Genomic DNA, 26,547 nt, shown 5'->3' with positions numbered 1-26,547 from the left:
CACGTCCGGGACGACGAGAAGCTCATTCTCCCGTTTTGTGGGCCGAACCGAAGGGCGTTTCCGGTTTTCCACTTCGCAAAATATATGCCCTTGAGCGGATGTACTGGCGCAACGCTCCGATCTGTTCCGGCGTGAACTCTCCGAAAGCCGGCATCCCGGAGGATACCAGCGCGCCGTCCTTGACCACTTGCGCGAAGACTTCGGCATCGTGCGGGATCGGCGAAGTGCGCAGGTCCGGCGCGGTGCCGCCTGCGACGACGCCGGTGCCGTGGCATACCGCGCAGCGACCGCCGAATATCCCCTCCCCCCGCTCGGTAAGTGCAGCATCCGGCTTGTAGTCGGCATCCTCGAAGGCAACTGCTTTATACGGAATGCGCGGCGGTAAGGCCTGCTTGCCACCGATTGCAAAAGTCAGAACCCGGCGCGCCTGGGTACGGTAATCGATGCCGTACTTCTCAAACATCGGACCGAACAGGCCCACGCTCGTGCCGATGCCCGCGATCACCGTGACGTATTGCTTGCCGTTCACCCGGTAGGTGATCGGCGGCGCGACCACTCCGGCGCGCGCGTCGAAGTTCCATAGCCGCTTGCCGTCCTGCGCGTTGTAGGCGGAAAAGCCGCCGTCTGGTCTTCCCTGGAACACCAGATTGCCGCCCGTCGCCATGATGCCGCCATTTCCGTGGGTCGGCATCGGCAGCTTCCAGCGCGCCTTCTGCGCCACCGGGTCCCAGGCGATCAGCCAGCCGGTGACCTTGCTGTCACCCGCGTCGATGGCGTAACCCACCCCCGGCGAGAGCGCCATTCCGCCCGCGAATTTGAAGTTCTCCCGCGTGATGCCGGTGTCGTCGAAATGCACCTGCAGATCGATGGCGGGTATATAGGTGAGGCCGGTCTTCGGACTGTACGCCATCGGCATCCAGCTATGCGCGCCAAGCGGCGTAGGCCGGAACGTGGTCTTACCGCTTTCGTAACGTACACCGGGATTTTCGACCGGGCGGCCTGTGGCAATGTCGATCTTCTTCGCCCAGGTCACCTGTACGAAAGGCTCGGCCGAGATCAGTTTGCCGTCCTTGCGGTCGATCACATAATAGAAGCCGTTCTTGGGCGCCGTCGTCACCACTTGCCGCTGTTTGCCGTCGATGGTGAGATCGGCAAGCTGCATGTCCATCGCGGCATTGAAGTCCCAGCTTTCGCCGGGATTGATCTGATAGTGCCATTTGTACTTGCCGGTCTTCGCGTCGAGCGCGACGATCGAGCACACGAACAGATTGTCGCCCTTGCCCAGACTGCGGATCTTGTGGTTCCACGGAGCGCCATTGCCGGTGCCGATCAGGATCTGGTCGTTCGCCTTGTCGTAAGTGATCGAATTCCACGCGGAGCCACCGCCGCCGTACTTCCACCAATCGCCGTGCCAGGTTTTGGCGGCCATCTCCTGCGCCTCGTCCTCGAAGCCCTTCGCAGGGTCGCCGGGGACGGTGTAGAATTTCCAGAGGAACTTGCCGGTATCGGCGTCGAAGGCAGTCACGAAGCCGCGCACCGCGCTTTCATCGGACCCTGCATTGCCGATTATGACCTTGCCGTCGAACACGCGCGGCGGGCCTGAGATGAACATCGGCGCTCCATCGTCCAGGGTCTGTACGGTCCAGACGGGCGTGCCGGTCTTCTCGTCCAGCGCGACGAGGCGGCCGTCCTGCGTGGCGGTGATGACCTTGTGGTTCCAATATGCCACACCGCGGCTGCCCCATCCCTGCCGCAAACGAATGCCGGAAGCCTCGGGCGCCTTGGGATCATGCTCCCACCTGACCTTGCCGGTCGCCACATCGATCGCGCGCACCACCGAATAGCCGGTGGCGAGATAAACGCTGCCGCCCACTTCGATCGGTCCGGTGGCGGGGTTGCCGACAGGCAGGTCCACCGACCAGACGAGGCCGAGGTCCTTGACGTTGCCCGCGTTGATCTGGTCCAGCGGGCTGTAGTGCTGCTCGCCATACGTGCGCCCGAAAGCGGGCCAGTCGTCGCCGCTGCTGGCATCGTCCAGCTGCTGAAGCCAGGGCTCCGCTACCCGCTTGCCCGCCATGGCCTGCTGATCGGCCGAACCGCAGGCAGCGAGGCTCCACACCAGCGCGCCCAGCATGACCGGCCGCAGCATTTCCAAATCGCCTTTCACCAACACGCAGTGCACCTCTTGTTCGAAAATGGGGGCAAGGCCCAATCCTCCCCATCGGCCCTGGCGATGGAGAGGATTGGCGGGCCGCCTTACAAGTGATCGCCGAAGGACACGCCCAGCTCGACGCCAAAGTAGCGCGGCGCGCCAAACTGCGAGTTGAGCCACAGGCCCGCCACGTTCTGCGAAGCGATGCGGTAGCGCTTGTCGGTCAGGTTCCTGCCGATCACACGGACGTAATACTTGTCATTAGCCTGGGCGAGAGTGATCGATCCGTTCACCAGCGTCCGGGCGTTGAGGAAAGTATTGCCCAGCGGATCATCGATTGCCTGGGTATTGAGGTTGCGTCCGGTATAGGCGACGTTGCCGTTGAGCGTCACCTTGTAGTCATCACCCAAAGGCAGCGAATAGGCGGCATCCAGCGTCCACTGCCACTTGGGCGCACGGTCCAGCGGCGCGCTCGCCAGATCGTAGCCGGCGTTCGCGGCCGTATAGGTCTTGTACTTGCCGTCCTGATAGCCGAGCACGCCGCGCAGGGTCAGTCCCTCGACCGGAGTAGCCGAAAGTTCGCCTTCCAGCCCCTTCACGGTGGCGCTGGCGGCATTGACGAAGATCGTCACCTGATTGGGCTGCCCGTTGACCTCGATCGGCACGTTGAGCTGCTTTTGCAGGTCCTTGTAGTTCACATAGAAACCGGTGACGTTGAAGCGCACCCGGTTGTCGAGGAACTGCGATTTGAAGCCCACCTCGAAGCTGTCGGCGGTTTCCGGGTCGGTGGCGCGCGCCGCTGCGCGGAAGGCGTCGAGATCGGCACCGAAGGCCGCGAAGCCGCCGATCTGGTCGTTGAAACCGCCGCCCTTGTAGCCGCGCGAATAGCCGCCGAAGACGAAGATGTCGTCGGTCGCCTGATAGCTGATGCTGGCGCGGTAGGTCGGCTCGCGCCACTTGCCCTTCACCGTCACAACCCCCGCGGGATATTTGTATACGCTGGCGTCCAGCGCGTGGTCGATGGTGATCGTCGGGTCGAAACCGCCGTTCAGCGCCGGGATAAAGGTCTGCTGGCGGCCCATCCAGGTCTTGTCGTCCCAGGTATAGCGCCCGCCTGCCGCGATCGTCAGCTTGTCGCCCAGCTTGAGGGTGCCTTCGAAGAACAGCGCGCGCGATTTCGCCTTCTGGGCATTGCACAGGATGTAAGGCGTGTTGTTCCACTCCCCGAACGGCAGCGGACCGGAAGTCAGGTCGAGGAAGCCGAGGATCTGGGAGACGCAGAAGTCGATCTTGTCATGCTGGTAGAACCCGCCGGCGACGAAGTTGAACGGCCCCTTGAAGTCGGACGAGAAGCGCAGTTCCTGCTGGAAGGTCTTGCGGTCGTCATCGCGAGTAGCATCGAAGAACGAAAGCAGTTGTCCATCGCTGCCCACCGCCGTCGCGCCCGCATAGGAGTTGGGAATGCGCGACTTCTGCTTGCGATAGCCGGTGACCGAACTGACCGTGCCGATGCCGGTGTGATATTCCAGATTGGCGTAGAACCCGTCAACCGAGATGCGCTGCCCTTCATCCATGTAGAGCAGTCCGTCGTGGCGTCCGGTATACGCCGCTCGCTTGAGCGGATCGATGGATTGCGCGTTGGGATTGGTAAGGCCCAGCAGGTCGGTGACGAATGGGTTGCTGCCGGTATAGAGGTAGTTCTCATTGACCGAAGGCACCGAATCCGAACGGTCGCGGATCCATTCGTACTGGAACAGTGCGCTGAAATCGGGCGACGGTTCGATCAGCAACTTGGCGCGGGCCTGCCACACGTCCTTGCCGCCGATCCGCTCGCCGCCAAGGCACCCGGTGGAGTCTTCGAACTTGTTCGGTACGAAGCCGGTGACAGGGCCGTAGCAGGCACCGTTGTGATAGAACCCGTTCGACTTCTCGTACCCGCCGACAAGGCGCAGCGCGGCGATGTCGCCGATCGGCACGTTCATGGCGGCCTGGACTTTCTTCTGTCCGAAGTCGCCGAATTCGGCGCGCGCATCGACGCCGACATATTCCATCTGTGGCCGCTTGGTGCGCACGGTGACGACGCCGCCGGTGGTGTTCTTGCCGAACAGGGTGCCCTGCGGTCCGCGCAGCACTTCGACTTGCGCGATGTCGAAGGTATCGAGGAGCTGGGTCTGTACCGAAGGCACCACGAAGTCGTCGACAAGAACCGCGACGGGCGGCTCGAAGTAGACTATGATCGAGGTCTGCCCGACACCGCGCATCGCGAAGCTGGCAGCGTTGAAGTTGGCGATCGTCGCGGCCGAGAAGTTCGGCACGAACGCGGCAATGTCGCCAAGGTCGCGCGGCGCGGCCTGCGCGATCAGGTTGGCATCGACCGCCGAGACCGAGACCGGAGTCGACTGAAGATCGGTTGCCCGCCGCGTAGCGGTAACGACGATTTCGGCCAGACCTGTACTGGTCTGCTGAGCTGCGGTCTGGGGTGCCGCCTCATCCGCTGGTGAGTTCTGAGCATGGGCGGGTGCGCTTGCAAGTCCGGCGACGAGCGCGAACGCGCAAGACGAGCAATATAGCTGCCTGGTGAACATGGCCTCTCTCTCCTTGTACCCCGCCATTTATTGCGGGTTGCCCGAATACGTATCACGGACGGAGCGATAAGCAATCATTCATGTATGTTTTTTTGATAGCCGTACTATGCGCCGTGTCCAAGGAGATGCGCGTCCTATCTGCAACCCCGTGCAAGTACCGGAAAAAGCCCTATCACATGCATTCATGATTGTTTTTATATCGGGATCACCTATGCTCTCCGACGAGCAGGCGCCGAAACAGGTGCCGCGTTGGAGAGAAGCCGAAGAATGCTGCCGCGGCGGCCGAATCGGCATCTGAGGAGACCTATCAAATGGCGTTCAGCTTCCTGTCCCGCTTCCGAATCAAAGACGACCGCCAAGACGAATTCGTGACCCTCGCTCGAGAGATGGAGGCGCTTTCAAAGCAGGAACCTGGAACCCTTTACTACAAGTTCTTCAAGCTGGCTCAGCCGGGCATGTTCGCAGTCCATGAAAGTTTCGTCGACGAGGCCGCCGACGAAGCGCATATGGCCTATGACCACAACAAACCGCTGATCGAAAAGATCGTCGGCTGTATGGACGGTAGCTACGAGCGCGAACTCTTGTTCGACCTGGCCTCAGAATTGGAGGGGCAGGCACGATGAGCGCCAAGAGCTTCATAGCGCAACTGCGCACCCGCCCCGAAAAACGCGGCGACATGATCGCCCTGCAATCGCAGCTCAAGAGCCTGGTGTTCGAGCACGAACCCGATGCGCTGGTCTATGAACTGTTCCAGTCGGAGGCCGACCCCGATCTGTTCCAGGTCGTCGCCACTTTCCGCGACGATGCGGCCTACGAAAAGCACATGCACATCGATTTCCACGACCGGCTGGTGCCCGGCATCCTCGACTGCGTAGCCGAGGACATGAAGCTGGAATTCTACCGCTCACTGCCTTGAGAAGAGCCAGGTGGCTTTGCCTTCAGGACCGCGCCCCACCCCTTGCGCGGGGCTAACGGGCTTGTCCTGTTCCATCTGAACAGGACAGCGGCCCGGTATCAGCCCATCAAGCGATGGCGGCTGCATCCCTCAGGCTATCGATCATCGACTGGCGCAGGAGGTACTTGCGGCGCGCGTCGTCATTGGTGAGCAGGGCTCTCATCTTGTCGCGGCGGCGCGCATGCGCCTCGCCCTGCCCGCCGCGCATGGCTTCCATGTTCTCGATGGTCTGCTTCTGCGTGAAGGCATGGGTAACGGTGCGGCGCTGCCGATCGAACTGATCGAGCAGGCCATCGTCGCCGCCCTTGATGACGTCGACGAGACGTTCACACAAGTTGAACGCGTCATGCACGCCGCTGTTCATGCCGAAGCCGCCGAGTGGGTTGTTGAGATGCGCGGCATCGCCGACCAGGAGCACCCGGTCCTTGCGGAACTGCTTGGCCACGCGCTGGTGGGCGCGGTAGATCGTGCGGTGGTGCGTCTGAACACTGGCGCCGTCCTTGAGGAAGCCGTCGAAGACGCTGGCCTTCTTCTCCTCGGACAGCAACTCCGCATCGGTTGCCTCGTTGGCGGGCACCAGCACACGCCACAGGCGCGGCACGCGGAGCAGCACCATCCACTCCTGCGCATCGGAGATGTAGTTGACGTAAGCAAGATCGGGCACTTCGTCGCGGATTTCCTGCTCGGTCGACAGGCACAGGAAGCGCTCGGGGTAAGTGAAGCCGTCGAATTCGATGCCCAGCCACTTGCGCACGATAGAACTCGCGCCGTCGGCGCCGATGAGATAGTCGGCGCGGAACTGCTCGATGCCGGTCGACGTTTCCAACGCCACATCAACTCCGTCATCGTCCTGCTGGAACCAAACGAGACGGTGGTTGAACAGCACCTCTGCATGGGGCTCCTCGGCAAGGCGGCTTGCGAGCTTGCCCGACAGGTGGTGCTGTTCGCACTGAAGGCGGAAGGGATATTTGGTATCGCCGGCCAGTTCCGCGAAGTCGAACGGCAGGATCTCGCCGGTCTTGCGGTCGCGCCAATGGTAGATGGGCGACTTGAGGCCCGTCTCCATCAGGAAGTCGGTGACCTTGATCTGGTCAAGCATCTCGAGCGTCGGCGGATGGAAGGTGGAGGCGCGCAGGTCGACTGCGTTGTCCGCCCCGACCTCCGCGAGCACCACGTCCACGCCGTTCATCGCCAGATACATCGCGGCGACCGAGCCCACCGGCCCCGCGCCCGCAACGACAACCTGCACCCGCTTCTTCGTAGTCATTTCGTAGTCTCCAAGGCCCGGCACGGATGCCGGGCACGGATGAAAATTGTCAGAATTCGGCCATCAGGCGGCCGAAGCCTTCGATCTGGTTGTCGATCCCGTTGCGGCGCAGCGCGTGCCAGTACGTGGCGGCGTTGATGGCGATCACCGGCTTGCCCAGCCACGTCTCGGCCGCTGCAGCGAAGCGCATGCAATCAAGGTTGGTGCCGACCTGGATCAACGCGTCGACATCGTCGCCGTCAAGCTGCCGGAAGGTTTCACGCAAGGTCTGCTCGGGCGTTTCGGCGATGGCGATCCAGCTTGGCCGCTCCAGCGCAACGTCGCGCACTGTTTCATAGCCGTAGTCCGAGAGGAAATTGCGCACTTCGGCGTTGGCAGTGGGGAAGTAGGGCGAAAGGAACGCCACCTTCCTGATCCCGCCATAGGCCTCCAGCGCAGCCACGGTCGCTTCCGCGCCTGTCGAGACGCCCAGCCCCGAGACTTCCTCGACCTGCTCGCGCCATTTCCGGCCGCCCTCGGCGCCGTTGAAGAACGTGACGGCCGACATACCCATGACAAGGTAGTTCGGCTCGCAAGTCAACACGCGCTTCACCGCATCGTGCGTCATGTCGCTGATCTTCCATGCGCCAGCCATGAAAGTGTCGTTCGAGACGGCCTGCGCATTGTCGACGTGGATGCGCGAATAATGGTTGGTGACGCCGCGCGGGCGCAGGTCGTCGAAGTCGGGCTGGACGATCGTGTTAGTCGACGGGCCCAGCACGCCGAACTTCATCCGGTAGCCCTGCCGATCCTTGCTGCGGCGGTCCATCCTCGCAATCGTGGTCATTTCATTCTCCGTTACGATGGCCCGCGGGCCTTCAGGGGTGGAGCCGGGGGGATAGGGTTCAGACCGCTCCGGCAAGCCAGGGCTCGACGAGCGAGACGCGCGCCTCGTGGGCGCTGATCGCAGGGTCCTCAGTGCGGGTGAGCGCAATTTCGTCGAGACCTTCGATCAGGCATTCACGGCGGAAGGGGTCAATGTTGAAGGGGCGGCGCTGGCCGTCCGGCGTCTCGATGATCTGGTCGATCAGGTCGACTTTGAGCAAACCATCCTCGCCGTCGGCGCTCGCGACGGCCATCAGCGGGGAGATAGCCGCTTCGTCGACGACAGCGGTAAGGATGCCGTTCTTGAAGGCATTACTGGAGAAGATATCCGAGAAACTGGGTGCGATCACCACGCGGATGCCGGTGTCGACGATCGCCCAGGCGGCATGTTCACGGCTGGAGCCGCAGCCGAAGTTGGCACCCGCCACGAGGATTTCGCTGCCCTTGTAGCGTTCGTCGTCGAACACTGTGACGCCGTTATCGCGCAGGGCTGCGAAGGCACCCTCGCCAAGGCCGACCTTACTGATCGTCTTGAGCCAGTCCGAACCGATGATCTGGTCGGTATCGACGTTGCTGAGGCCCAGCGGATAGGCCCGCCCTGCCACTACGGCCATGGTCATGCCGGTTCTCCGATATAGGCGCGCACGTCGGCAAGGTGCCCGGCCAAGCCCGCTGCCGCCGCCATTGCGGGGCTCATCAGGTGGGTGCGGGCATCAGGGCCCTGACGGCCGACGAAGTTGCGGTTGGACGTGGAGGCGCAGCGGCCCAGCGGCGGGATCACGTCTGGGTTCATCCCCAGACACGCCGAACAGCCCGGCTCGCGCCATTCGAAACCGGCGTCCGTGAAAATTCTGTCGAGGCCCTCGGCCTCGGCCATGCGCTTGACCAGGCCCGAGCCCGGCACGACGATGGCGGACTGGATCCGCGGCGACAGATGGCGCCCTTCCAGCACCCTGGCGGCGGCGCGCAGATCCTCGATGCGGCTGTTGGTGCAACTGCCGATGAAGACGTGGTCGACCTCGACGTCGATCATCGCCTGTCCCGGCGCGATGCCCATATAGTCCAGCGCGCGGGCGACGGCGGCGCGGCGCCCCTCGTCGGCGAAGTCTTCGAGACGCGGCGCGGCGCCGTCGATCGACACGACCTGCTCGGGGTTGGTTCCCCAGGTCACGCTCGGCGCGATTTCGCAGGCATCGATAGTGATCGACTTGTCGAACACGGCGCCTTCGTCGCTGCGCAGTTCGCGCCAGCGGGCAACCGCGTGCTCCCACTGCTCGCCTCTGGGCGCCATCGGGCGGCCCTTGAGGTAAGCGAAGGTCGTCTCGTCAGGCGCGAACAGGCCTGCCCGCGCGCCCGCTTCGATCGACATGTTGGCGACCGTCAGGCGCTCCTCGATGCTCATCGCATCGAACACCGAGCCGCGATATTCGATCACATGGCCGATGCCCCCGCCAACGCCGATGCGGCCGATCACCGCAAGGATCACGTCCTTGGACGAAACGCCGTGGCCCAGCTTGCCCTCGACACGGATTTCCATCGATCTGGAGCGCGCCATCCGCAGCGTCTGCGTGGCCAGCACATGCTCCACCTCGGTCGTGCCGATCCCGAAGGCCAGCGCGCCCAGTGCGCCATGCGCGGCGGTATGGCTATCACCGCAGACCAGTGTGCAGCCGGGAAGTGTGAAGCCCTGTTCCGGTCCGACGACATGGACGATGCCCTGCTCAGGCGAAGTTGCGGTGAAGAACGGCACGCCGAATTCAGCCACGTTGGATTCCAGCGCGGCAAGCTGGATGGCACTGGCCGGGTCGACGATCGGGATCAGGTTACCCGCCGCATCGACGCGCGGCGTCGTCGGCACGTTGTGGTCGGGCATCGCCAGAGTCAGGTCGGTGCGACGCACTGGCAGCCCGGCCTTGCGCAGGCCTTCGAAAGCCTGTGCGCTGCTGACTTCGTGAACCAGATGGCGGTCGATGTAGATCAGGCTGCTGCCGTCATCGCGGCTCGACACCACGTGGGCGTCCCAGATCTTTTCGTAAAGAGTGCGTGGGGTCATGTCGCTCAGCCTCCCGATCAGTCCTGCGCCCAGCGCTTTTCAAAGGCCCAGACGTCCTCGAAGCCGATCAGGCGGCAGAAGCGCTTGAAATCGAACATCTCGTCGTTGGCAGGGGCATCGCCGGCGCGGAGGCGGCGGAACGCCTCCTCCATCGCCTGCGCGGCTACCAGCGAGGCCATCGCCGGATAGATGCCGATCGCGTAGCCCAGCTTTTCAAGCTCGCCAGGTGAGACGATTGGGGTGAGGCCGCCATGCGCCATGTTCGCCAGCATCGGCACATCGAAGGACGAGGTGATCGCGGTCATTTCCTCATGGCTTTCGAGCGCCTCGGGGAACAGCACATCGGCGCCGGCCTTGGCATAGGCTTCCATGCGCCGCATGATCCCGTCGTAGCCTTCTGACTGACGCGCATCGCTGCGGGCGATGACAAGGAAATCCTCGGACGATCGCGCCTCGCAGGCGACTTCGATCTTGCGCGCCATGTCGTCCGCCGGGATCACCCGCTTGAACGGCGTATGGCCGCACTTCTTAGGGAATTCCTGATCCTCGATCTGGATCGCGGTGACGCCCGCCGCCTCATAGGCGCGCACCGTGTGGTGGACGTTGAGCAGGCCGCCGAAGCCGGTGTCCGCATCGGCGATGACCGCCGCTTTCGAAGAAGCCACCAGCGTCGCCATGCGATCAGTCATCTGCGTGACCGAAGCGATTCCGGCATCCGGCAACCCGTGCGCCGAGGCGGTAAGCCAGTAGCCCGACCCGTAGACGACCTCGAAATCGCACTGCGCCGCGACGACCGCGGAAATCATGTCCTGGATGCCCGGAGCGGTCACGAACTTGCCCTCAGCGAGCATCTTGCGCAGGATCGGCTGTGCCATCGTGTTCCTCGTTGCTATTTCGGTGCGCGGCGCCTTGCCGGGTGCCTGCTGCTTGCCGACCGTCCTATGCCTGCAAGACCCGATATCGAACCCGGCTCGCCCCGCATGTTCACCCTGTGGACATTGCCTTGCAGCATTGGCATGATGCTCATGTGGAATCGCCCGTTCGAGGCGCAAGATTGAGGGCCGTCGACGTTGGAAAATGGTATCCCGATTCGTTCTCTGTCTCGCGGCATCGCCGTGCTTCAGGCCATTAACCGGGGTGGATCGGCGACGCTCACCGACATTGCGAAGGCTTGTAATCTACCCTTTCCTACGGTTTCTCGGCTCGTCCAGTCGCTGCTTCACGAAGGCTTGATAGAGCGCGAGCAGAGCCGCCGCCGCTACCGCCCGACCGCTCTGGTGCAAACTCTCGCGCATGGGTTTCAGGGCGATGCTCGCCTGGTGAAAGCTACGCGCCCGCATATCGTCGAGCTGACCCGCATGGTGGGCTGGCCAATCACGCTTTCCACCCATGTCGGCCATTCGATGGTGATCCGCGATTCTACCCATGCGCTCAGCGCGCTGACCTTCAACGAATACTTCCCCGGCTATGCCAGTCCGCTGCTCGATACCGCTGCGGGCCTGATCTACATCGCCTCTCTGGGCGATGCGGAGCGTGGTACGCTGATTGCCTCGATGAAGGTGCTGGAGAACCCTGAGTGGGACCACGCCATCGCCCTTGCCGAGGACGCCGGTTTCATCAGCCAACTGCGCGATCAGGGTTACGCCACGCGCAGCTTCAACCGCTTTACGCGTAATCCCGGCAAGACATCGTCACTGGCCGCGACGATCTTCGACGATGAGCGTCCGATCGGCGCCATATCGCTGGCGTTTTTTGCCTCGGCGATGAAGATGGAGGACGCGATCCAGCGCTTTTCCGAACTGATCCGCACGTGCGCAGCCTCGATCAGCGCCGAATTGACGGCAACTCCGCGCACGGCGGATTGGCCCGCCCTGCCCGGCGCCAGCACGCGCGGGGAAGACGGCTAGACCAACTTCAACGGGTTTCCAGCCACTCCACCACGGCGCTTACCGGGACCACGTCCGCATACTTGAGCTGCATATCGGTCAGATTGGCGAAATGCGGGCTCTCATGCTTGTCGGCGGTGGTTTCGATCGGCACGATGGCGCGGTAACCGTGGCTCACCGCATCGATGGCAGTCGCGCGCACGCAGCCCGACGTCGAACCGCCGGTGATCACCACGGTATCGACCCTGTGCCAAGTCAGCAGGCTGTTCAGGTGCGTCTCGTGAAAAGCCGAGGCCATGCGCTTGTCGAACACCGCATCGACGCTTTCGTCAACCACGCAGCGCGGGTCGAAAGCGTGGCGCTCGCTGCCTGCACGGATAGACTGCAGCGCGTCCGGCCCATCCTCGCGCATGCCCCAGACACCGCAGTCGGCGCCGGTCGGCATATAGGCCACGCGGGTCCAGATCACCGGCATCGCCTTCTTGCGGGCAAGCGCCGAAATCGTGTTGACATGCTCGACCTGCCGGGGATCCGTTTCGTAAGCGGTCACGTAGCGGTCGATCTGCGTATAGGCGCACTGAATGTCGACGTTGACGATGGCGAGCTTGCGGCCGAAGCCAAATGGCCGGCGCGCAGGATTGGCCATGACCTGCTCGAAATACTGGCGGGCGGTCAAGGGTGATTGGACCATGTGAGTGCCGATGAGCGTCATTGCGTCTGTCTCCGGTGCTTCAAGGTGGTGCGGCGGCGTTAGTCCGGCCCTGCAAGCCTGCAAACCGCCGCTGCTGTCATTGCTCACAGTATGGAAGATCGAAGCGTTTCGCCGGGAAAGCCCTCAACCAGGAAATCCATAGCCACGCGCGCCCGCATCGGCAGGCGCATACCGCGAAACCCGTGGGCGACCATGATGACCAGCGGTGCGATGCGGGCCTCTGGCAGCACTTGCACCGCAGTGCCGCGCGCCAGATCCTCCTCAACCTGAATGCGCGGAAGCAGGCCGATACCCAGCCCGCCGCGTGTCGCCCGTAGCACAGCCTCACTGGTATTGGCGCGCAGGAACCCGTTCACGCGCATCTCGCGGCCATCGATCGGCCAAGGCTCGGACCGGGCAGCGTAGCCGTAAGTGAGACACTGGTGCGCCATCAGATCGTCGGGGCCAGACGGCACACCGTGAGCTTCCAGATAGGCAGGTGCGGCAACGAGAATGCGCGCCAGTTCTCCCAGCGCGACTGCGCCGGGCGCCTCGCTCGCCCCGACCGTTAGCCACAGGTCCAGGCCGCCGTCGTCGGCCACGTCTCGCCAGTCGGCGAACAGCAATTCCACCATGAGATCGGGATGCCCTTCGCGCAAGTGCTCCAGCCGCTGCGCATAATGCAGGCCAAGCGCCGTGGTCACGCCGATCCGCACCAGTCCGCGCGCCGCCACCGCACCGGCCAGATCCGCCTCTGCCTGCCCGACCTGATCGAGGATCGCCGCAGCATATTCCACCAGCCGCTCGCCATCACCGGTCAGGCTCAGGCGGCGAGTCGAGCGTTGGAACAGGCGAACACCGAAGTGTGCCTCAAGATCGTCAATCGCCCGCGCTATCGTGGTATGACTGAGGTTCTGCCGACGCGCGAGGGCAGAGAAATTACCCTCTTCGCTCAGGCGCACGAATAGTCGCAGGGATCGGATGAGGTCGCTCATTTGAACGCGTATAGCACAAGTGATGCACTCATTTGAGCTATTGCCTTCATTCCTGCACGGTTCGAATGAGAAGCTGCGGCCCCGAGAAGGCCAGAGTACTGAGAGGGACTCCCCATGACGAACCGTATCGCCCGTGCCGACCTGCGCCAGAAAGTAATGTCCGCAGCAGACGCCGCCGCGTTAATCCACAACGGCCAAACCGTTGGGATGAGCGGCTTCACCGGCTCCGGCTACCCCAAGGCGGTGCCGATGGCACTCGCAGCCCGAATCGAAGCTGAACACGCCGCCGGACGCCGGATGCGGGTCAAGGTCTGGACCGGCGCCTCGACTGGCCCTGAACTCGACGGCGCGCTGGCCAAGGCCGATGGCATCGAACTGCGCCTGCCGTACAATTCCGACCCCATCGCCCGCGAACGGATCAACAAGGGCGAGATGGACTATCTCGACATGCACCTGTCGCAGGTGGCGCCGATGGCATGGCAGGGCTTCCTTGGCCCGTTGGATGTTGCGGTGGTGGAAGTGACTGCGATCCGGCCCGACGGTTCGCTGGTGCCTTCCTCTTCGGTGGGCAACAACAAGACCTGGCTCGACCGCGCCGACGCGATAATCCTCGAAGTGAACTCGTGGCAGAACCCGGCTCTGGAGGGAATGCACGACATCTATTACGGCACCGCCCTGCCGCCCCACCGCGTGCCGATCCCTCTGGTTCGTCCCGACGACCGCATCGGCCAGGCCACCTTGCAGTGCGACCCTTCCAAGATCGTCGCCATCGTCGAAACCGACGCGCCAGACCGCAACCTGCCCTTCACCGCGCCGGATGCCAGCGCGCTGGCAATCGCCGGGAACATCATCGAGTTCCTCAGCCACGAAGTTGCCAAGGGCCGTTTGCCGGCGGACCTCTTGCCGCTGCAATCGGGCGTGGGCAATATCGCCAATGCCGTGCTGACCGGCCTCATCGACGGGCCCTTCAACGAGCTGACGGCCTATACCGAGGTGATCCAGGACGGCATGCTCGACCTGATCGACGCGGGCAAACTGCGCATGGCATCCGCCACCGCGTTCTCACTCAGCCCCGAGGCGGCGGAGCGTATCAACGCCGAGATGGCGCGCTATTCCAGCCGTATGATCCTGCGCCCGCAGGAGATCAGCAACCACCCAGAACTGATCCGCCGCCTTGGTTGCATCGCCATGAACGGCCTGATCGAGGCGGACATCTACGGTAACGTCAACTCGACCTGCGTGATGGGATCGCGCATCCAGAACGGCATTGGCGGCTCGGGCGACTTCGCGCGCAATGCCTATGTCTCGATCTTCATGACGCCTTCGACGGCCAAGGGCGGCGCGATCTCCGCGATCGTCCCCCAGGCGGCCCATGTCGACCACATCATGCAGGACGTGGCGGTGCTGGTGACCGAACAGGGGCTTGCCGACATGCGCGGCCTGCCCCCGCGCAAGCGCGCCGCGCTGGTGATCGAGAACTGCGCGCACCCGATGTACCGCGACGCGCTGCGCGATTACTACGACCGCGCCTATCACGGCTCCTACGGACGCCACGCCCCATCGCTGCCGAGCGAGGCGCTGTCGTGGCATCAGCGCTTCATCGACACGGGCTCGATGCTCCCGGCATGACCGGAGCGCGGCAAGGGACAGCGGCCTGCGCAAAAGGACAGGAGGGGCAGCGGCACTGGACGCAGCCGCCCCTCCTACCTATATACCGCTCGGTATGAAATGTTCGGCCCCCAATACGGCCCCCACTGCGAGTCGGGGCCGACCGCGTGAATTCGATCCCGACGAGGCACTTTCCGCCGCGCTGCGAGTGTTCTGGACTCGCGGCTACGAAGGCGCCTCGATGGCCGAACTGACCGAGGCCATGGGCATTACCAAGCCCAGCCTATATGCGTGTTTCGGCAACAAGGAAGCGCTCTTCAAGAAGGCGCTGGACCTCTACGAGCGCGACAAGATGGCCTATATCGGCAAGGCGCTGGAAGCGCCCACCGCACGCGGAGTGGCCGAACGGCTGCTTAATGGCGCGCTGGCGACTCACTGCGGTACAAGCGACCCGCACGGCTGCTTAGGCGTCATCAGTGCCGTCGCCTGTGCCGAAGACGATTCGATCCGCGCACATGTCATCGCTCGGCGCATCGCATCGGAAGAAGCCGTCGCCGTGCGCTTCAAGCGCGCGCAGGCTGAAGGCGACCTCCCCGACAGCGTCAACGCCAGCGCGCTCGCCGGCTGTCTGACCACCGTGCTGCAGGGCATGTCGGTCAAGGCGCAGGGTTGCGTGTGCCCCACCGAACTTCAGGGTACCGTCGATACGTTTCTTTCGATGTGGCCCAGCCGCTAACGCGGGCTACTCAAAAAGCTCTCGAGAAATGCCCTGAGGACAGGGAACGGAGCCACACGAAAGCCGGGCTAAACCTGCCGCCCCTTTGTGCAAAATATTTCATTCAACTGCGGTTCACCTCTTGAAAAGCGCTGGCGCGACCTAATTTACCGGTCGGTACAGAAAGCCGCTTGACGCAACGCAGCACGGAATATATACCAATCGGTATAGAAACAAACCACCCGACTCGCCGCCGACACGGCATCGGGTAATCCCTTAATAACCAGCCGGTCCTCGCGGGTCGGTCATGGCGCCGAACACCCGTGTGGGTCGAGGCCCTATTACGCAGAACTGGCAGTTGCCCGGTCGGACACCCGTGTCCGGCGCTGGCCGACTGCGCCCGAAACCCTTCCGGCTGCCCCGAGCCGGAAGTTGCCCCGGTGTGCGCCCTTCCCCCGTCCCGGGGCGCGCGCCGGGGCACTCCAGGAAGGAGCACGAAACATGGCCTTCATCGACTTCACCGATGCAGCACATCAAGCGCTGCCCATCGCAATTTCCGCCCCGCTGGTCCCGACTGCCGAAATGCAGCCGCTTTCCGCCCTGGAACACCGCGTCGTCGCCCTCGCAAGGCAGGACGGCCTCGGCACACTGCGCCCCCATCGCAAGCGAGGCTGGCTTTCGCGGCTGGTCCTCGGCCCGACGCCGCCTTCGGCCATGCTGGCCAACGAACAGCTCGAAGCCCTGCGACGCTTGGCGGTCTACGCCTGGCATCAGGGCTACACCCTCCCGGTCTCTGCGCTGAAGGAAGCCCGTGCGGCCGGCCACAGCGAAGCCAAGATCGGCGCCGTCATCGATATCATCGGGCGTTCGAAAGCGCCCTTCCGGAGGCTCGCCGCGTGAATCTCGCCACATCTCTTGAAATCCCTTCCGAATATGCGCGGGACACCGACGTGAGGACCGAGCGCGGCTCGTCCTCGCGCCGGATGCCGGTCGTCATCGGCGCCCTTGCGCTGGTGGCGGTCGCCGGTCTCGGCTGGAAATTCCTCCAGCCCGAGGCTGCTGCTGCCCTGCCCCCGCCCACGATCGTCCAGGCCGCCCATCCGCTGGTGCGCGAAGTGACGCAGTGGGACGATTACGTCGGCCGTTTCGCCCCCAGCAAGACGGTCGAGGTGCGCCCGCGTGTCTCGGGTGCGATCACCCAGATCCTGTTCAAGGACGGCGATTACGTTCAGGCCGGACAGGCGCTGTTCGTGGTTGACCAGCGCCCTTACCGCGCCGCCCTGGCAGAAGCGCAGGCGGACGCCGCCTCGGCCAGTGCCGCACTGTCGCTTGCGCGATCGGACTACAGCCGTGTCGCCGGACTAACCGGTGACGAGGCCATGGCCGCCAGCGAGGTCGACCAGCGGCGCTCGCGCGTCCGGGCCGCCGAAGCCGCGCTCGCCGCAGCACAGGCACGCGTACGCACCCGCGACCTCGATGTCGAATTCTCAATCGTGCGCGCCCCGATCTCGGGCCGCATTTCGGATCGCCGGGTAGACTCGGGCAACCTCGTCTCCGGCGAGAGCGGTGCGAATGCCACCTTGCTCACTACGATCAACGCGGTTTCGCCGATCTACTTCACCTTCGACGCTTCTGAATCGCTGTTCCTCAAGACCCAGCGCGACAAGGCCGAGAAGCGCGAGGCCGCCCCGGTAGAGGTCCGCCTGCAGGATGAGGCCGACTATCGCTGGAAGGGCAAGCTGGACTTCACCGATAACGGACTGGATCCGCGTTCGGGGACGATCCGCGTGCGCGCCAGCCTCGACAACGCCGATGGCTTCCTGACGCCGGGCATGTTCGGCAACATGCGCCTCGCCAGCGGCGGCACCGTCAAGGCCATGCTGGTGCCCGACGCTGCAATCCGTGCCGACCAGACCCGCAAGGTCGTAATGGTCGTGGGCAAGGATGGCACCGTGGCCAGCAGGCCGGTAGAAACCGGACCGTTGATCGGCGACCTTCGCGTCGTGCGGTCCGGGCTGACGGCGGCCGACACCGTGGTGATCTCCAACTATCAGGCCGTCATGCCCGGCGCCCATGTCCAGACCAAACCGGGCAAGATCGTTTCCGGCGGTCAGGTCCGGGCAGGGCCCGGCCCGGCCGAACCGGCTGCCGCACAGGCGACGCTCGTGAACTGACTTCCGTGACCTGATTTTCGTCATACCGGACTTGAGCCGGGATCGCTGGGAAAGTCGCGCCCACCTGTTGAGCAGGTACGGCGCTGCAGAAAACTCGTGGCGAGGTCTCGCCTCAAGAGTACCCGGCGATCCCGGATCAAATCTGGGATGACGGCGACTACCGATTTCAACCTACCGCGCCACCGGCGCGCCGGAGTGCCCTACGTGTAGCCCCCGCTACACGCCCGCCCCGACGCGCGCCCATAAGGGCCACCCAAAAATGCGACTTTCCCGCTTCTTCATCGACCGCCCGATCTTCGCGGGCGTCATCGCGGTGATCATCACCGTGATCGGCGCGCTGGCGTTCGTCGGCCTGCCGGTCAGCCAGTATCCCGACATCGTCCCGCCTACCGTGACGGTGACCGCCCAATATCCCGGCGCCTCCGCCGAAACCGTCGCAGACACCGTCGCTGCTCCCATCGAGCAAGAAATCAACGGCGTCGACGACATGCTCTATGTCGACTCGCAGTCCACCGGCGACGGCAAGGTGACGATCACCGTCACTTTCAAGATCGGCACCGACCTCGATGCTGCCCAGGTGCTCGTGCAGAACCGCGTGGCCGTCGCCACGCCGCGCCTGCCGGAAGAAGTGCAGCGCCTGGGCGTGGTCACCCGCAAGTCCTCGCCGGACTTCCTGATGGTGGTCAACCTCCAGTCGCCCGACGGCACCTATGACCGCGACTACCTTTCGAACTACGCGCTCACCCAGGTCAAGGACCGGCTGGCGCGCGTGGAGGGCGTGGGCGACGTGCAACTTTTCGGCGCGCGCGACTACGGAATGCGCATCTGGATCGACCCCGGCCGCGCCGCCGAAATGGACCTGACCGCCGGTGAGATCGTCGCGGCGCTCAGGGCCCAGAACGTACAGGTCTCGGCAGGCTCCATCGGTGCCCCACCGTTCGACAAGGGTAACGCCTATCAGGTCGGCGTGGAACTTCAGGGGCGCCTTGCCGACCCGAAGCAGTTCGCCGACATCGTTATCCGCACCGATCCCGACGGCCATCAGGTACGCGTACGGGATGTCGCCCGCGTCGAGCTGGGCGCGCAGGACTACAACACCAACACCTACCTCTCGGGCAAGCCCACCATCGTCATGGCTGTGCTGCAGCGCCCCGGCTCCAACGCGCTCGAATCCGCGCAGGCCGTCCGCGCCGAGATGGATACACTTGCCGCCAAGTTCCCCAAAGGCCTTGAATATTCGGTGATCTACAACCCCACCGAATTCATCGGCCAGTCGATCGACGCCGTCTATCACACCCTGTTCGAAGCGGTGATCCTCGTCGTCCTCGTCATCCTCGTGTTCCTGCAGAACTGGCGTGCGGCGATCATCCCGATCATCGCCATCCCGGTCTCGCTGGTCGGCACGGCGGTGATGCTGGCAGCCGTGGGCTATTCGCTCAACAACCTCTCGCTGTTCGGGCTCGTGCTCGCCATCGGCATCGTCGTCGATGACGCGATTGTCGTGGTCGAGAACGTTGAACGCTACATCGAGGAAGGACTAACCCCGCTCGAAGCCTCGCGCCGTTCGATGGACGAGGTTTCCGGCGCGCTTGTGGCCATCGTCCTGGTGCTCTGCGCGGTCTTCGTGCCGACGCTGTTCATCGATGGCATTTCCGGCCAGTTCTACAAGCAGTTCGCCGTCACCATCTCGACCGCAACGGTGCTGTCGCTGATCATCTCGCTCACCCTTTCCCCGGCGCTTGCAGCGATCCTGCTGCGCCACAAGGAACGCCTTGGCGAGGATGCGCCGCGCTGGCGCCGTGTCCTGCAATCGGCGGGCGACCGCTTCAACCACGGCTTCGAGCGGATGAGCGACAGCTATGCCCGCCTCACCGCCCGTCTCGTGGTTCTGCCCGCGCGCATGATGGCCGTCTACGGCGCCCTCATCGCCGCTACCGTGGGCCTGTTCTGGGCGACGCCGACCGGCTTCGTTCCGCAGCAGGACCAGGGCTACTTCCTTGCCGCCGCGTTCCTCCCCTCGGGCTCCTCGCTGGAGCGCACGGACCAGGTGACGCAGGACATCGCCAAGCGGCTGCTGCCGATCAAGGGCATTCGCGGCGCGGTGATGTTTGCCGGTTTCCACGGGCCTTCGCGCACCGCCGCTCCCGATGCCGCCGCGATCTACTTCCCGTTCAAGTCCTTCGAGGAGCGCAAGGAACTGGGCGTCACTTACGATCAGATCATGCAGCAGGCGCAGGAAGCCATGAAGGGTTACGACAAAGCGCAGGTCCTGCTGATCCCGCCGCCGACCATCAACGGCATCGTCCCCGCCGGCGGCTACCGCATGATCGTCGAGGACAATGAAGGACGCGGCTACGGTGACCTTGCCAAGGCGACCGGCCCGCTGATCGCCAAGGCCAATCAGACCAAAGGCCTGCATCAGATCTACACCCTGTTCGACCAGAATACCCCGCGCGTCTTCGCCGATGTCGACCGCCGCAAGGCCGATCTTCTGGGCGTCCCCCCCGAGCGCGTGTTCGAAGCGCTTCAGGTCTACCTCGGCTCGGCCTTCGTGAACGACTTCAACCTGCTGGGCCGCACCTACCGCGTCACGGCGCAGGCCGATCAGGCCCATCGCGGCTCGGTCGCCGATATCGCCAACCTCAAGACCCGCTCGAATTCCGGCGCGATGGTTCCCATCGGTTCGGTGGCCAATTTCGAGGACAAGACCGGCCCTTACCGCGTCGTGCGCTACAACCTGCACCCGGCCATCGAGGTCGACGGCAACGTCGCCCCCGGATACTCGACCGGACAGGCGCTCTCGACGATGGAAAAGCTCGCCGACGATACCCTGCCCGCAGGCTACGGCCACGAATGGACAGGCATCGCCTACCAGCAGTCCACCGCCGGCAATACGGCAGGCGTCGTCTTCGGCATGGCGGTCCTGTTCGTGTTCCTCGTCCTTGCCGCGCAGTACGAAAGCCTGACCTTGCCGCTGGCGATCATCCTGATCGTGCCGATGTGCCTTCTCGCAGCAATGCTGGGCGTCAACGTCAGGGGCATGGACAATAACATCCTCACTCAGATTGGCCTCGTTGTGCTGATCGCACTGTCGGCGAAGAACGCGATCCTCGTGGTAGAATTCGCCAAGCAGGCCGAGGACGAACGCGGCATGTCTCCGGTGGAGGCCGCCATCTACGCCGCCCGGACCCGTCTGCGCCCGATCCTGATGACCAGCTTCGCGTTCATCCTGGGCGCCGTGCCTCTGGTTATCGCGGAAGGCGCCGGTTCCGAGCTTCGCCAGGCGCTGGGCACAGCGGTGTTCTTCGGCATGGCCGGCGTCACCGGGTTCGGCCTGCTGTTCACGCCGACCTTCTACGTCGTGTGCCGCAATCTTGCCGAAAGGCTCGGCGGCCGCCGCGGCCCGAACCATCACGCCAGCCACGCGCTGCAGCCGACGGAATGATCTTGGCAGTCCAGGGTAGGCGGGATCGAACCTGCCGACCCTGGACTTGCCAAGGACCACAAAATTCACACCGCCGCCAGTCGCGGCGAATGACAGGATATCTTCGATGATGACGAAGACCATCGCGGCCTTGCTGGCCGCAACCGCCCTTTCCGCCTGCGCGGTCGGCCCCGACCATGTCGCGCCCACGCCGCCCCCGTCCGCCGAGGCGCCTTTCGTAGGCGTGCAGTCCGCCGAAGTGTCCGCCGGCGCGCCCGTGGCGCAGTGGTGGCACCTCTACAACGATGCCGTCCTCGACGGCCTCGTCACCGATGCACTGACGGCCAACACCGACCTGCGCGTGGCCCTGGCACGGATCGAGCGCGCCCGCGCTTCCTTGCGCGGATCGCGATCGGACGCGCTGCCCAGTACCAGCATCGACGCCACCGGCACTTATGGCCGCGCCTCTGAAAGTCAGGTCCTGCCCGGATACGACCGCGAAGGCCGCCGCGTCGATGGCGGCCTCTCGGTCGGCTACGAACTGGACCTGTTCGGCCGGGTAAAACGCGGCATCGAAGCCTCGCGCGCCGATCTCGGCGCTGCGCAGGAAGATGCCGACGCCGTGCGGGTGACCGTGGTGGCGGATACCGTGCGCGCCTATGTCGACGCCACCAGCGCAGGCGAACAGATCGACGTCGCCGAGCGCACGGTAGACCTGCTCGCCCGGTCGGAGCGCATCACCAATGCCCGCTTCGAGCGCGGTCTCAACCAGAAGCTCGACGTGATCCGCACCATCCAGCTGCGCGAGGCTCAGGCCGCCGCGATCCCGGCGCTGGAGGCGCGGCGCGACGCCGCGTTGTTCCGCATCGCAGTCCTCACCGGCCGCACGCCGCAGGACCTGCCCGACGCGGTGCTCGCCCGCACGACCACCCCCGATGTCGGCCAGCCTATCCCGGTCGGAGACGGCGCTACGCTGCTGTCCCGCCGTCCCGACGTGAAGGCAGCCGAGCGCCGCCTCGCGGCCGACACCGCGCGCATCGGCGTGGCCACGGCAGACCTCTATCCCCGCATCACGCTGGGCGGCTCGGTGGGCACCACAGCTGTGGGCGCCGCCGAAGTGTTCGGCGGCGGCCCGCTGCGGTGGCTGCTGGGCCCGATGATCTCATGGGCCTTCCCCAACCAGGAAGCGATCCGCGCCCGCATCGGCGGCGCAAGGGCAGACGCGAAGGCAGACCTCGCCACCTTCGACGGCGCCGTCCTGCGCGCGCTGGGAGAAACGGAAACAGCGCTTTCCGCCTACCGCAACGCGCTGCTGCGCAAGGACCGCTTAGCCGCCTCGCGCGATGCCGCGAGCCGCGCTGCGAACGTCGGCCTGGCCCGCCAGAGCCGGGGCGAGATAGATTCGCTCGCCGTGCTGGATGCCCAGCGCACGCTAGCGCAGGCCGAAGCGGATTCGGCGGCCGCAACCCGCGACGTGGCTTTTGCACAAGTCGACCTGTTCCGCGCACTGGGCGGCACATGGCAGGACGCCCCGGCAACCTGACCGACACTGCCGAGTACTTTTTTCGTTCCGCTGTTGTTTCAAGCCCTGCGTGCAGGCTAACGATTTTCACGCAAACAGGGGAGAATATACTTGCGGTTTCTGAATATTGCCTTCGCGGTGAGCGTGCTAGCGCTTGGCGCTTGCGGTGGTGACGATACGGGTTCGGGTGGAGGTGGGCCTACGCCCACTCCGGCGCCGACACCGGCCCCCACCCCGAACCCGACGCCCGCGCCGACTTACGCGGTGACCGACTATAGCGCCACTTTCGGGCTGTCATCGAACCTGGCCTATCTGGCTAACTTCGAGGTCGTACCGGGCACCGGCACCGACCCGGACCGGCAGTACTTCGCCTCGGGCGCGTTGATCGACGCCGCGCACTTCGCCGCGTTCAACTATACCCACGATCCCGAGCGCCTGGACATCGGCTATGATGGCATGACGATGAACTTCGCCGCAACGGATAGAGTGGCAGGCCTGACCTACCGGCTCTATGAGAAGAACGAGCGAAAAGAATCGCTGCTGCTGACGGCGTTGAACCTGGCCGCCCAGCCACGCTACATTGCCCAATACACCTGGCGCTCGACCAAGCCGCTGATGCTTCCAGGCGGGGCGCAGAAACCAAGCTACCAGTACCGGGTTGCACTACTGGGCACGCCGTCCTCGTCGGCCGACCCCCTGCCCGATTTCCTGGGCTTTACCGGGCGCACCGCGGTCTATGGCGGCATCCCCGGATCGCAGGATCAAAGCCTGAATGACCTCGTCACCAGCGACCAAGACGTCTTCTGGTCCTACACTCCTTCTGTCAACCACATCAGAGGGTCGGTGGCGCTCTCGATCGTGCGTGACAGAACCCAGATCCAGATAGGGCTCCTGACCGCCGAAGGCCGCTTCGACCGCCCGACCAACACCTTGAGCGGCACCCTGACCGATCAATTGAACGGCTATCGCGGGACATTTCGCGGTCAAGTGTTCGGGCCCAATCGAGCGGAAGTGGGAATTGTCTTCGAATTCTCACGCGATAGCGACGGTTCACGGTATTTCGGCCACTACATCGGCGCGCGCCCGCAAACACCATAATTGCTGACTGCCTCCGGTCCTCCAGCAGAGGCCGAGGATTGCCGCCTGGCGTCGTAATGTTGAGTTGGCATCGTTTATCACAAGGCAGGGCCTCGATTTCTACGCCTTCATGATAGTGATGCCTCCTCCTCTTCGTTTCCCGCCTCTGTGGGTGGATGATTGAAAGACCCGGTTGGGGAAGCAATTTGTTCTCGAGTAGGTCCTGGATCATGGCGTGGCAGCAATGCCTGCTCGTGCGCGAAAATCTTCAAAGCAGCCTCGCCTGGATTTTTCCGCAGCGTCCAGAAAAATTTTGATCCACGGCGTATAGCACTCGCGAAGACGAGTGATTTTGTATACTGCGCAGCTTCGTCACATCGCCGGGGAGGCATATTTGTCGAAAGCCAGCGATCAGGCCTATCTCGAACTGCGCGCGCGTATTCTTTCGGGCGAACTCGCGCCCGGTACGCAGCTCAAGGAAGAGGAACTTGCCGCCATCTGCGGCGTGTCGCGTACCCCGGTGCGCGATGCCATCCGTCGGTTGGAGACTGAACTGTTCGTGCGCCGCACGGACAGCCAGCGCTCGTTCGTGGCCGAGTGGACGCTGGAGGACATCGAGGAAGTCTTCACGCTTCGCGGCATGCTGGAAGGCTATGCCGTGCGCCGCGCGGCCAGCCGTGCCGACAAGACCCAGATCGCACGCATGCGCACCATCAACGAGAACCTGCGCGATGTGCTCGATGCACCCACGCTCGACGTACAGGCGTACCTCGCCGCCAATGCCGAATTTCACTCGCTGATCCTTGAGATCGCCGCGTCGGACCGGCTGGCGGCGCTGCTCGGCCGCCTCGTCATGCAGCCGGTGGTGCAACAGACAGCCATGGCCTACAGCCGCGAACAGTTGGCCCGCAGCTACAGTGAACACACCGAAATCACCGCCGCGCTGGCGCAGGGCGACCCGGACTGGGCGGAAGCGCTGATGATCGCGCATATTCGCCGCGCTCTCCACGCCCGCCTCAATCCGGCCGCTCCTGCGAACGGTTAGCGTACCACCGTTCTGGCAAATGCAGGGGCCGCCGCGCCCCTGCGGTATACTCAGATCGCCTGCCGGGCCTGAAGCGCGGCCATATCCTCAGCCGTCATGCCCAGCAATTCGCCGTAGACCTCGGCGTTGTCCTGCCCGATCTCCAGCGGCGCGCGCCGACGCACCGAACTGGGCGTATCGGACAGCTTGGGGAAGGCATTCTGCATCTTGTAGGAGCCCCAGCGCGGGTGCTCCATCTCGACAAGGGCGTCGCGGGCTTCGAAATGCGGGTCCTCCAGCATCTCGGCCGCACGGAAGATCTTGCCTGCGGGGACCGAGAATTCGATCATCTTCGCCTCCAGTTCGTCGACCGTCAAAGTACGCGTCCACTCGGCGATGATATCGTCAAGTTCGCGCAAGTTGTCGCCGCGCGCGACGTGGGTCGCGTAGCGCGGGTTGGTGGCAAGGTCGGGGCGGCCCATCGCATCGCACAGCCGCTTGAACACCGCGTCCTGATTTGCGCCGATGAGGTACTCGCCGTCGCTGGTGGGGTAGACGTTGGACGGCGAAACACCCTCTAGGATTGAACCAGTCCGCTGCCGCACGTGGTCCGACACCATGTATTCAGGGACGAGGCTCTCCATCACCTGCAGCACCGCTTCGTAAAGCGCACTGTCGACGACCTGGCCCTTGCCGGTGCGCTCACGGGCGTGGAGCGCGGCCAGCGCGCCCATGCAACCGTAAGTCGCGGCAAGGCTATCGCCGATCGAGACGCCCATGCGCGACGGCGCGCGGTCGGCATCGCCGACGATATAGCGCCAGCCGCCCATCGCCTCGCCAATGCCGCCAAAGCCCGCGCGCGAAGAATAAGGGCCGGTCTGACCATAGCCCGAAACGCGCACGATAATGAGACGCGGGTTGATCGCGTGAAGCGCATCGGGACCAAGGCCCCATTTCTCCATGGTGCCGGGCTTGAAGTTCTCGATCAGGATGTCGGCATGGGCGACCAGCTTGCGGACGATCTCCTGACCTTCGGCGATACGCAGGTTGGCGCTGACCGACTTCTTGTTGCGGGCGACGACTTCCCACCACAGCTTGGCCTCGCCGTGACCCCAGTTGCGCATCGGATCACCGCCGCCTTTACCGTCGACCTGGGGCGGCTCAACCTTGATGACTTCCGCGCCCATATCGCCCAGCAGCTGGCCGCAGAATGGCCCCGCGATCAGTTGGCCCAGTTCCACGACCCGGATTCCGGCCAAAGCCCCTTCATTCGTCATTCGATATCTTCCTGCAAAGTGGGAACAGGGGTCGGGGCTTTGCCCCTGACCCGGTCATGTCGGTGAAAATCAGATGTCCTTGCCCAGCGCTACGGCCGGGAAATTGCCCGCGTTCGAGACCATACCGCGAAGGGGGCCGCCCATGACGCCCTCCATCCAGTGCGAGGCCTCGATCACGCGGTCGAGGTCCAGCCCGGTGGCCAGGCCCGAGCGTTCGAACATGTAGACCACGTCCTCGGTCGGCACATTGCCGGTCGCCTTGGGTGCGAAGGGACACC

Annotated in this window: 21 protein-coding genes and 1 pseudogene; 11 read left to right on the top strand and 11 right to left on the bottom strand. The window is 64.2% G+C overall.

The window, feature by feature from the left end; translation table 11 throughout:
• Positions 1–22: 22 nt before the first annotated feature.
• Together GVL61_RS08245 and GVL61_RS08240 are read right to left on the bottom strand one after the other, a co-directional pair.
• Positions 23–2,149 (bottom strand): PQQ-dependent dehydrogenase, methanol/ethanol family, encoded by a 2,127-nt coding sequence (locus tag GVL61_RS08245; RefSeq protein ID WP_235037577.1) that lies wholly within the window; start codon positions 2,147–2,149, stop codon positions 23–25.
• Positions 2,150–2,256: 107 nt separating this feature from the next.
• A complete protein-coding gene (locus tag GVL61_RS08240; protein ID WP_159978852.1) occupies positions 2,257–4,737 on the bottom strand; it encodes a TonB-dependent receptor in 2,481 nt (826 codons plus the stop codon).
• Between the two features lie 311 nt (positions 4,738–5,048).
• Here GVL61_RS08240 and GVL61_RS08235 point away from each other — a divergent pair, with 311 nt between their 5' ends.
• Both GVL61_RS08235 and GVL61_RS08230 read left to right on the top strand, forming a co-directional pair.
• Positions 5,049–5,360 (top strand): putative quinol monooxygenase, encoded by a 312-nt coding sequence (locus GVL61_RS08235; RefSeq protein ID WP_159978850.1) that lies wholly within the window; start codon positions 5,049–5,051, stop codon positions 5,358–5,360.
• Positions 5,357–5,653: a putative quinol monooxygenase gene (locus GVL61_RS08230; RefSeq protein WP_159978848.1), complete on the top strand. Its 297-nt coding sequence runs from the start codon at positions 5,357–5,359 to the stop codon at positions 5,651–5,653. Before GVL61_RS08235 ends, GVL61_RS08230 begins: the two co-directional genes overlap by 4 nt.
• A gap of 106 nt (positions 5,654–5,759) precedes the next feature.
• On the opposite strand, the gene GVL61_RS08225 is transcribed toward GVL61_RS08230, so the two are convergent.
• The 5 genes from GVL61_RS08225 to GVL61_RS08205 are packed head-to-tail and all read right to left on the bottom strand — an operon-like array spanning position 5,760 to position 10,751.
• A complete protein-coding gene (locus GVL61_RS08225) occupies positions 5,760–6,959 on the bottom strand; it encodes an NAD(P)/FAD-dependent oxidoreductase (protein ID WP_159978846.1) in 1,200 nt (399 codons plus the stop codon).
• Between the two features lie 49 nt (positions 6,960–7,008).
• Complete coding sequence (locus GVL61_RS08220; RefSeq protein WP_235037576.1) at positions 7,009–7,785, bottom strand: arylmalonate decarboxylase; 777 nt, start codon at positions 7,783–7,785, stop codon at positions 7,009–7,011.
• 58 nt (positions 7,786–7,843) lie between these two features.
• Positions 7,844–8,443 (bottom strand): 3-isopropylmalate dehydratase small subunit, encoded by a 600-nt coding sequence (gene leuD, locus GVL61_RS08215; protein ID WP_159978844.1) that lies wholly within the window; start codon positions 8,441–8,443, stop codon positions 7,844–7,846.
• Positions 8,440–9,876: a 3-isopropylmalate dehydratase large subunit gene (leuC, locus tag GVL61_RS08210; protein ID WP_159978842.1), complete on the bottom strand. Its 1,437-nt coding sequence runs from the start codon at positions 9,874–9,876 to the stop codon at positions 8,440–8,442. The genes leuD and leuC overlap by 4 nt, the downstream gene beginning before the upstream one ends.
• Positions 9,877–9,893: 17 nt before the next feature.
• Complete coding sequence (locus tag GVL61_RS08205) at positions 9,894–10,751, bottom strand: oxaloacetate decarboxylase (protein ID WP_159978840.1); 858 nt, start codon at positions 10,749–10,751, stop codon at positions 9,894–9,896.
• 195 nt (positions 10,752–10,946) lie between these two features.
• Between GVL61_RS08205 and GVL61_RS08200 the strand changes: the two genes are divergently transcribed.
• Positions 10,947–11,783, top strand: a complete 837-nt coding sequence (locus GVL61_RS08200) for a helix-turn-helix domain-containing protein (RefSeq protein ID WP_255456484.1) — start codon at positions 10,947–10,949, stop codon at positions 11,781–11,783.
• Positions 11,784–11,790: 7 nt separating this feature from the next.
• Here the strand turns inward: GVL61_RS08200 and GVL61_RS08195 are convergent, their stop codons facing one another.
• Positions 11,791–12,474 carry an isochorismatase family protein gene (locus tag GVL61_RS08195; RefSeq protein WP_159978836.1) on the bottom strand — a complete coding sequence of 228 codons (684 nt, stop codon included), beginning with the start codon at positions 12,472–12,474 and terminating at the stop codon, positions 11,791–11,793.
• Positions 12,475–12,557: 83 nt separating this feature from the next.
• Positions 12,558–13,448, bottom strand: a complete 891-nt coding sequence (locus GVL61_RS08190; protein ID WP_159978834.1) for a LysR family transcriptional regulator — start codon at positions 13,446–13,448, stop codon at positions 12,558–12,560.
• 114 nt (positions 13,449–13,562) lie between these two features.
• On the opposite strand from GVL61_RS08190, the gene GVL61_RS08185 reads away from it, so the two are divergent.
• From GVL61_RS08185 to GVL61_RS08150, 8 genes are all read left to right on the top strand, one after another.
• Complete coding sequence (locus GVL61_RS08185; RefSeq protein ID WP_159978832.1) at positions 13,563–15,077, top strand: acetyl-CoA hydrolase/transferase family protein; 1,515 nt, start codon at positions 13,563–13,565, stop codon at positions 15,075–15,077.
• 94 nt (positions 15,078–15,171) lie between these two features.
• On the top strand, positions 15,172–15,792 hold the full coding sequence (locus GVL61_RS08180; protein ID WP_159978830.1) for a TetR/AcrR family transcriptional regulator: 621 nt from the start codon (positions 15,172–15,174) through the stop codon (positions 15,790–15,792).
• A gap of 480 nt (positions 15,793–16,272) precedes the next feature.
• Entirely contained in the window at positions 16,273–16,671 is a 399-nt protein-coding gene (locus GVL61_RS08175; protein WP_159978828.1) for a hypothetical protein, read from the top strand.
• The gene (locus GVL61_RS08170) at positions 16,668–17,945 is read left to right on the top strand and encodes an efflux RND transporter periplasmic adaptor subunit (protein ID WP_235037575.1); all 1,278 of its coding nucleotides are present in this window, start codon (positions 16,668–16,670) and stop codon (positions 17,943–17,945) included. Before GVL61_RS08175 ends, GVL61_RS08170 begins: the two co-directional genes overlap by 4 nt.
• Positions 17,946–18,204: 259 nt before the next feature.
• Entirely contained in the window at positions 18,205–21,390 is a 3,186-nt protein-coding gene (locus GVL61_RS08165; protein WP_159978826.1) for an efflux RND transporter permease subunit, read from the top strand.
• A gap of 106 nt (positions 21,391–21,496) precedes the next feature.
• The gene (locus GVL61_RS08160) at positions 21,497–22,912 is read left to right on the top strand and encodes an efflux transporter outer membrane subunit (protein ID WP_159978824.1); all 1,416 of its coding nucleotides are present in this window, start codon (positions 21,497–21,499) and stop codon (positions 22,910–22,912) included.
• Positions 22,913–23,155: 243 nt separating this feature from the next.
• The gene (locus GVL61_RS08155) at positions 23,156–23,989 is read left to right on the top strand and encodes a hypothetical protein (protein WP_159978822.1); all 834 of its coding nucleotides are present in this window, start codon (positions 23,156–23,158) and stop codon (positions 23,987–23,989) included.
• A 373-nt stretch (positions 23,990–24,362) separates the two neighbouring features.
• A complete protein-coding gene (locus GVL61_RS08150) occupies positions 24,363–25,013 on the top strand; it encodes a GntR family transcriptional regulator (protein ID WP_159978820.1) in 651 nt (216 codons plus the stop codon).
• Positions 25,014–25,063: 50 nt separating this feature from the next.
• Here the strand turns inward: GVL61_RS08150 and GVL61_RS08145 are convergent, their stop codons facing one another.
• Both GVL61_RS08145 and GVL61_RS08140 read right to left on the bottom strand, forming a co-directional pair.
• The gene (locus GVL61_RS08145) at positions 25,064–26,269 is read right to left on the bottom strand and encodes a CaiB/BaiF CoA-transferase family protein (protein WP_159978818.1); all 1,206 of its coding nucleotides are present in this window, start codon (positions 26,267–26,269) and stop codon (positions 25,064–25,066) included.
• A gap of 69 nt (positions 26,270–26,338) precedes the next feature.
• Positions 26,339–26,547, bottom strand: a pseudogene (locus tag GVL61_RS08140) (hydroxymethylglutaryl-CoA lyase); the annotation flags it as partial.

The organism is Novosphingobium sp. 18050 (assembly GCF_902706195.1).
Classification (GTDB): Bacteria; Pseudomonadota; Alphaproteobacteria; order Sphingomonadales; family Sphingomonadaceae; genus Novosphingobium.
This window is presented reverse-complemented; position numbering and strand designations above follow the sequence as displayed.

Excerpts from the sequence above, each read along its gene's own strand:
- GVL61_RS08245 (WP_235037577.1), bottom strand. The coding sequence starts at position 2,149 with ATGCTGCGGCCGGTCATGCTGGGCGCGCTGGTGTGGAGCCTCGCTGCC.
- GVL61_RS08240 (WP_159978852.1), bottom strand. The coding sequence starts at position 4,737 with ATGTTCACCAGGCAGCTATATTGCTCGTCTTGCGCGTTCGCGCTCGTC.
- GVL61_RS08235 (WP_159978850.1), top strand. The coding sequence starts at position 5,049 with ATGGCGTTCAGCTTCCTGTCCCGCTTCCGAATCAAAGACGACCGCCAA.
- GVL61_RS08230 (WP_159978848.1), top strand. The coding sequence starts at position 5,357 with ATGAGCGCCAAGAGCTTCATAGCGCAACTGCGCACCCGCCCCGAAAAA.
- GVL61_RS08225 (WP_159978846.1), bottom strand. The coding sequence starts at position 6,959 with ATGACTACGAAGAAGCGGGTGCAGGTTGTCGTTGCGGGCGCGGGGCCG.
- GVL61_RS08220 (WP_235037576.1), bottom strand. The coding sequence starts at position 7,785 with ATGACCACGATTGCGAGGATGGACCGCCGCAGCAAGGATCGGCAGGGC.
- leuD (WP_159978844.1), bottom strand. The coding sequence starts at position 8,443 with ATGACCATGGCCGTAGTGGCAGGGCGGGCCTATCCGCTGGGCCTCAGC.
- leuC (WP_159978842.1), bottom strand. The coding sequence starts at position 9,876 with ATGACCCCACGCACTCTTTACGAAAAGATCTGGGACGCCCACGTGGTG.
- GVL61_RS08205 (WP_159978840.1), bottom strand. The coding sequence starts at position 10,751 with ATGGCACAGCCGATCCTGCGCAAGATGCTCGCTGAGGGCAAGTTCGTG.
- GVL61_RS08195 (WP_159978836.1), bottom strand. The coding sequence starts at position 12,474 with ATGACGCTCATCGGCACTCACATGGTCCAATCACCCTTGACCGCCCGC.
- GVL61_RS08190 (WP_159978834.1), bottom strand. The coding sequence starts at position 13,448 with ATGAGCGACCTCATCCGATCCCTGCGACTATTCGTGCGCCTGAGCGAA.
- GVL61_RS08185 (WP_159978832.1), top strand. The coding sequence starts at position 13,563 with ATGACGAACCGTATCGCCCGTGCCGACCTGCGCCAGAAAGTAATGTCC.
- GVL61_RS08180 (WP_159978830.1), top strand. The coding sequence starts at position 15,172 with ATGAAATGTTCGGCCCCCAATACGGCCCCCACTGCGAGTCGGGGCCGA.
- GVL61_RS08175 (WP_159978828.1), top strand. The coding sequence starts at position 16,273 with ATGGCCTTCATCGACTTCACCGATGCAGCACATCAAGCGCTGCCCATC.
- GVL61_RS08165 (WP_159978826.1), top strand. The coding sequence starts at position 18,205 with ATGCGACTTTCCCGCTTCTTCATCGACCGCCCGATCTTCGCGGGCGTC.
- GVL61_RS08160 (WP_159978824.1), top strand. The coding sequence starts at position 21,497 with ATGATGACGAAGACCATCGCGGCCTTGCTGGCCGCAACCGCCCTTTCC.
- GVL61_RS08145 (WP_159978818.1), bottom strand. The coding sequence starts at position 26,269 with ATGACGAATGAAGGGGCTTTGGCCGGAATCCGGGTCGTGGAACTGGGC.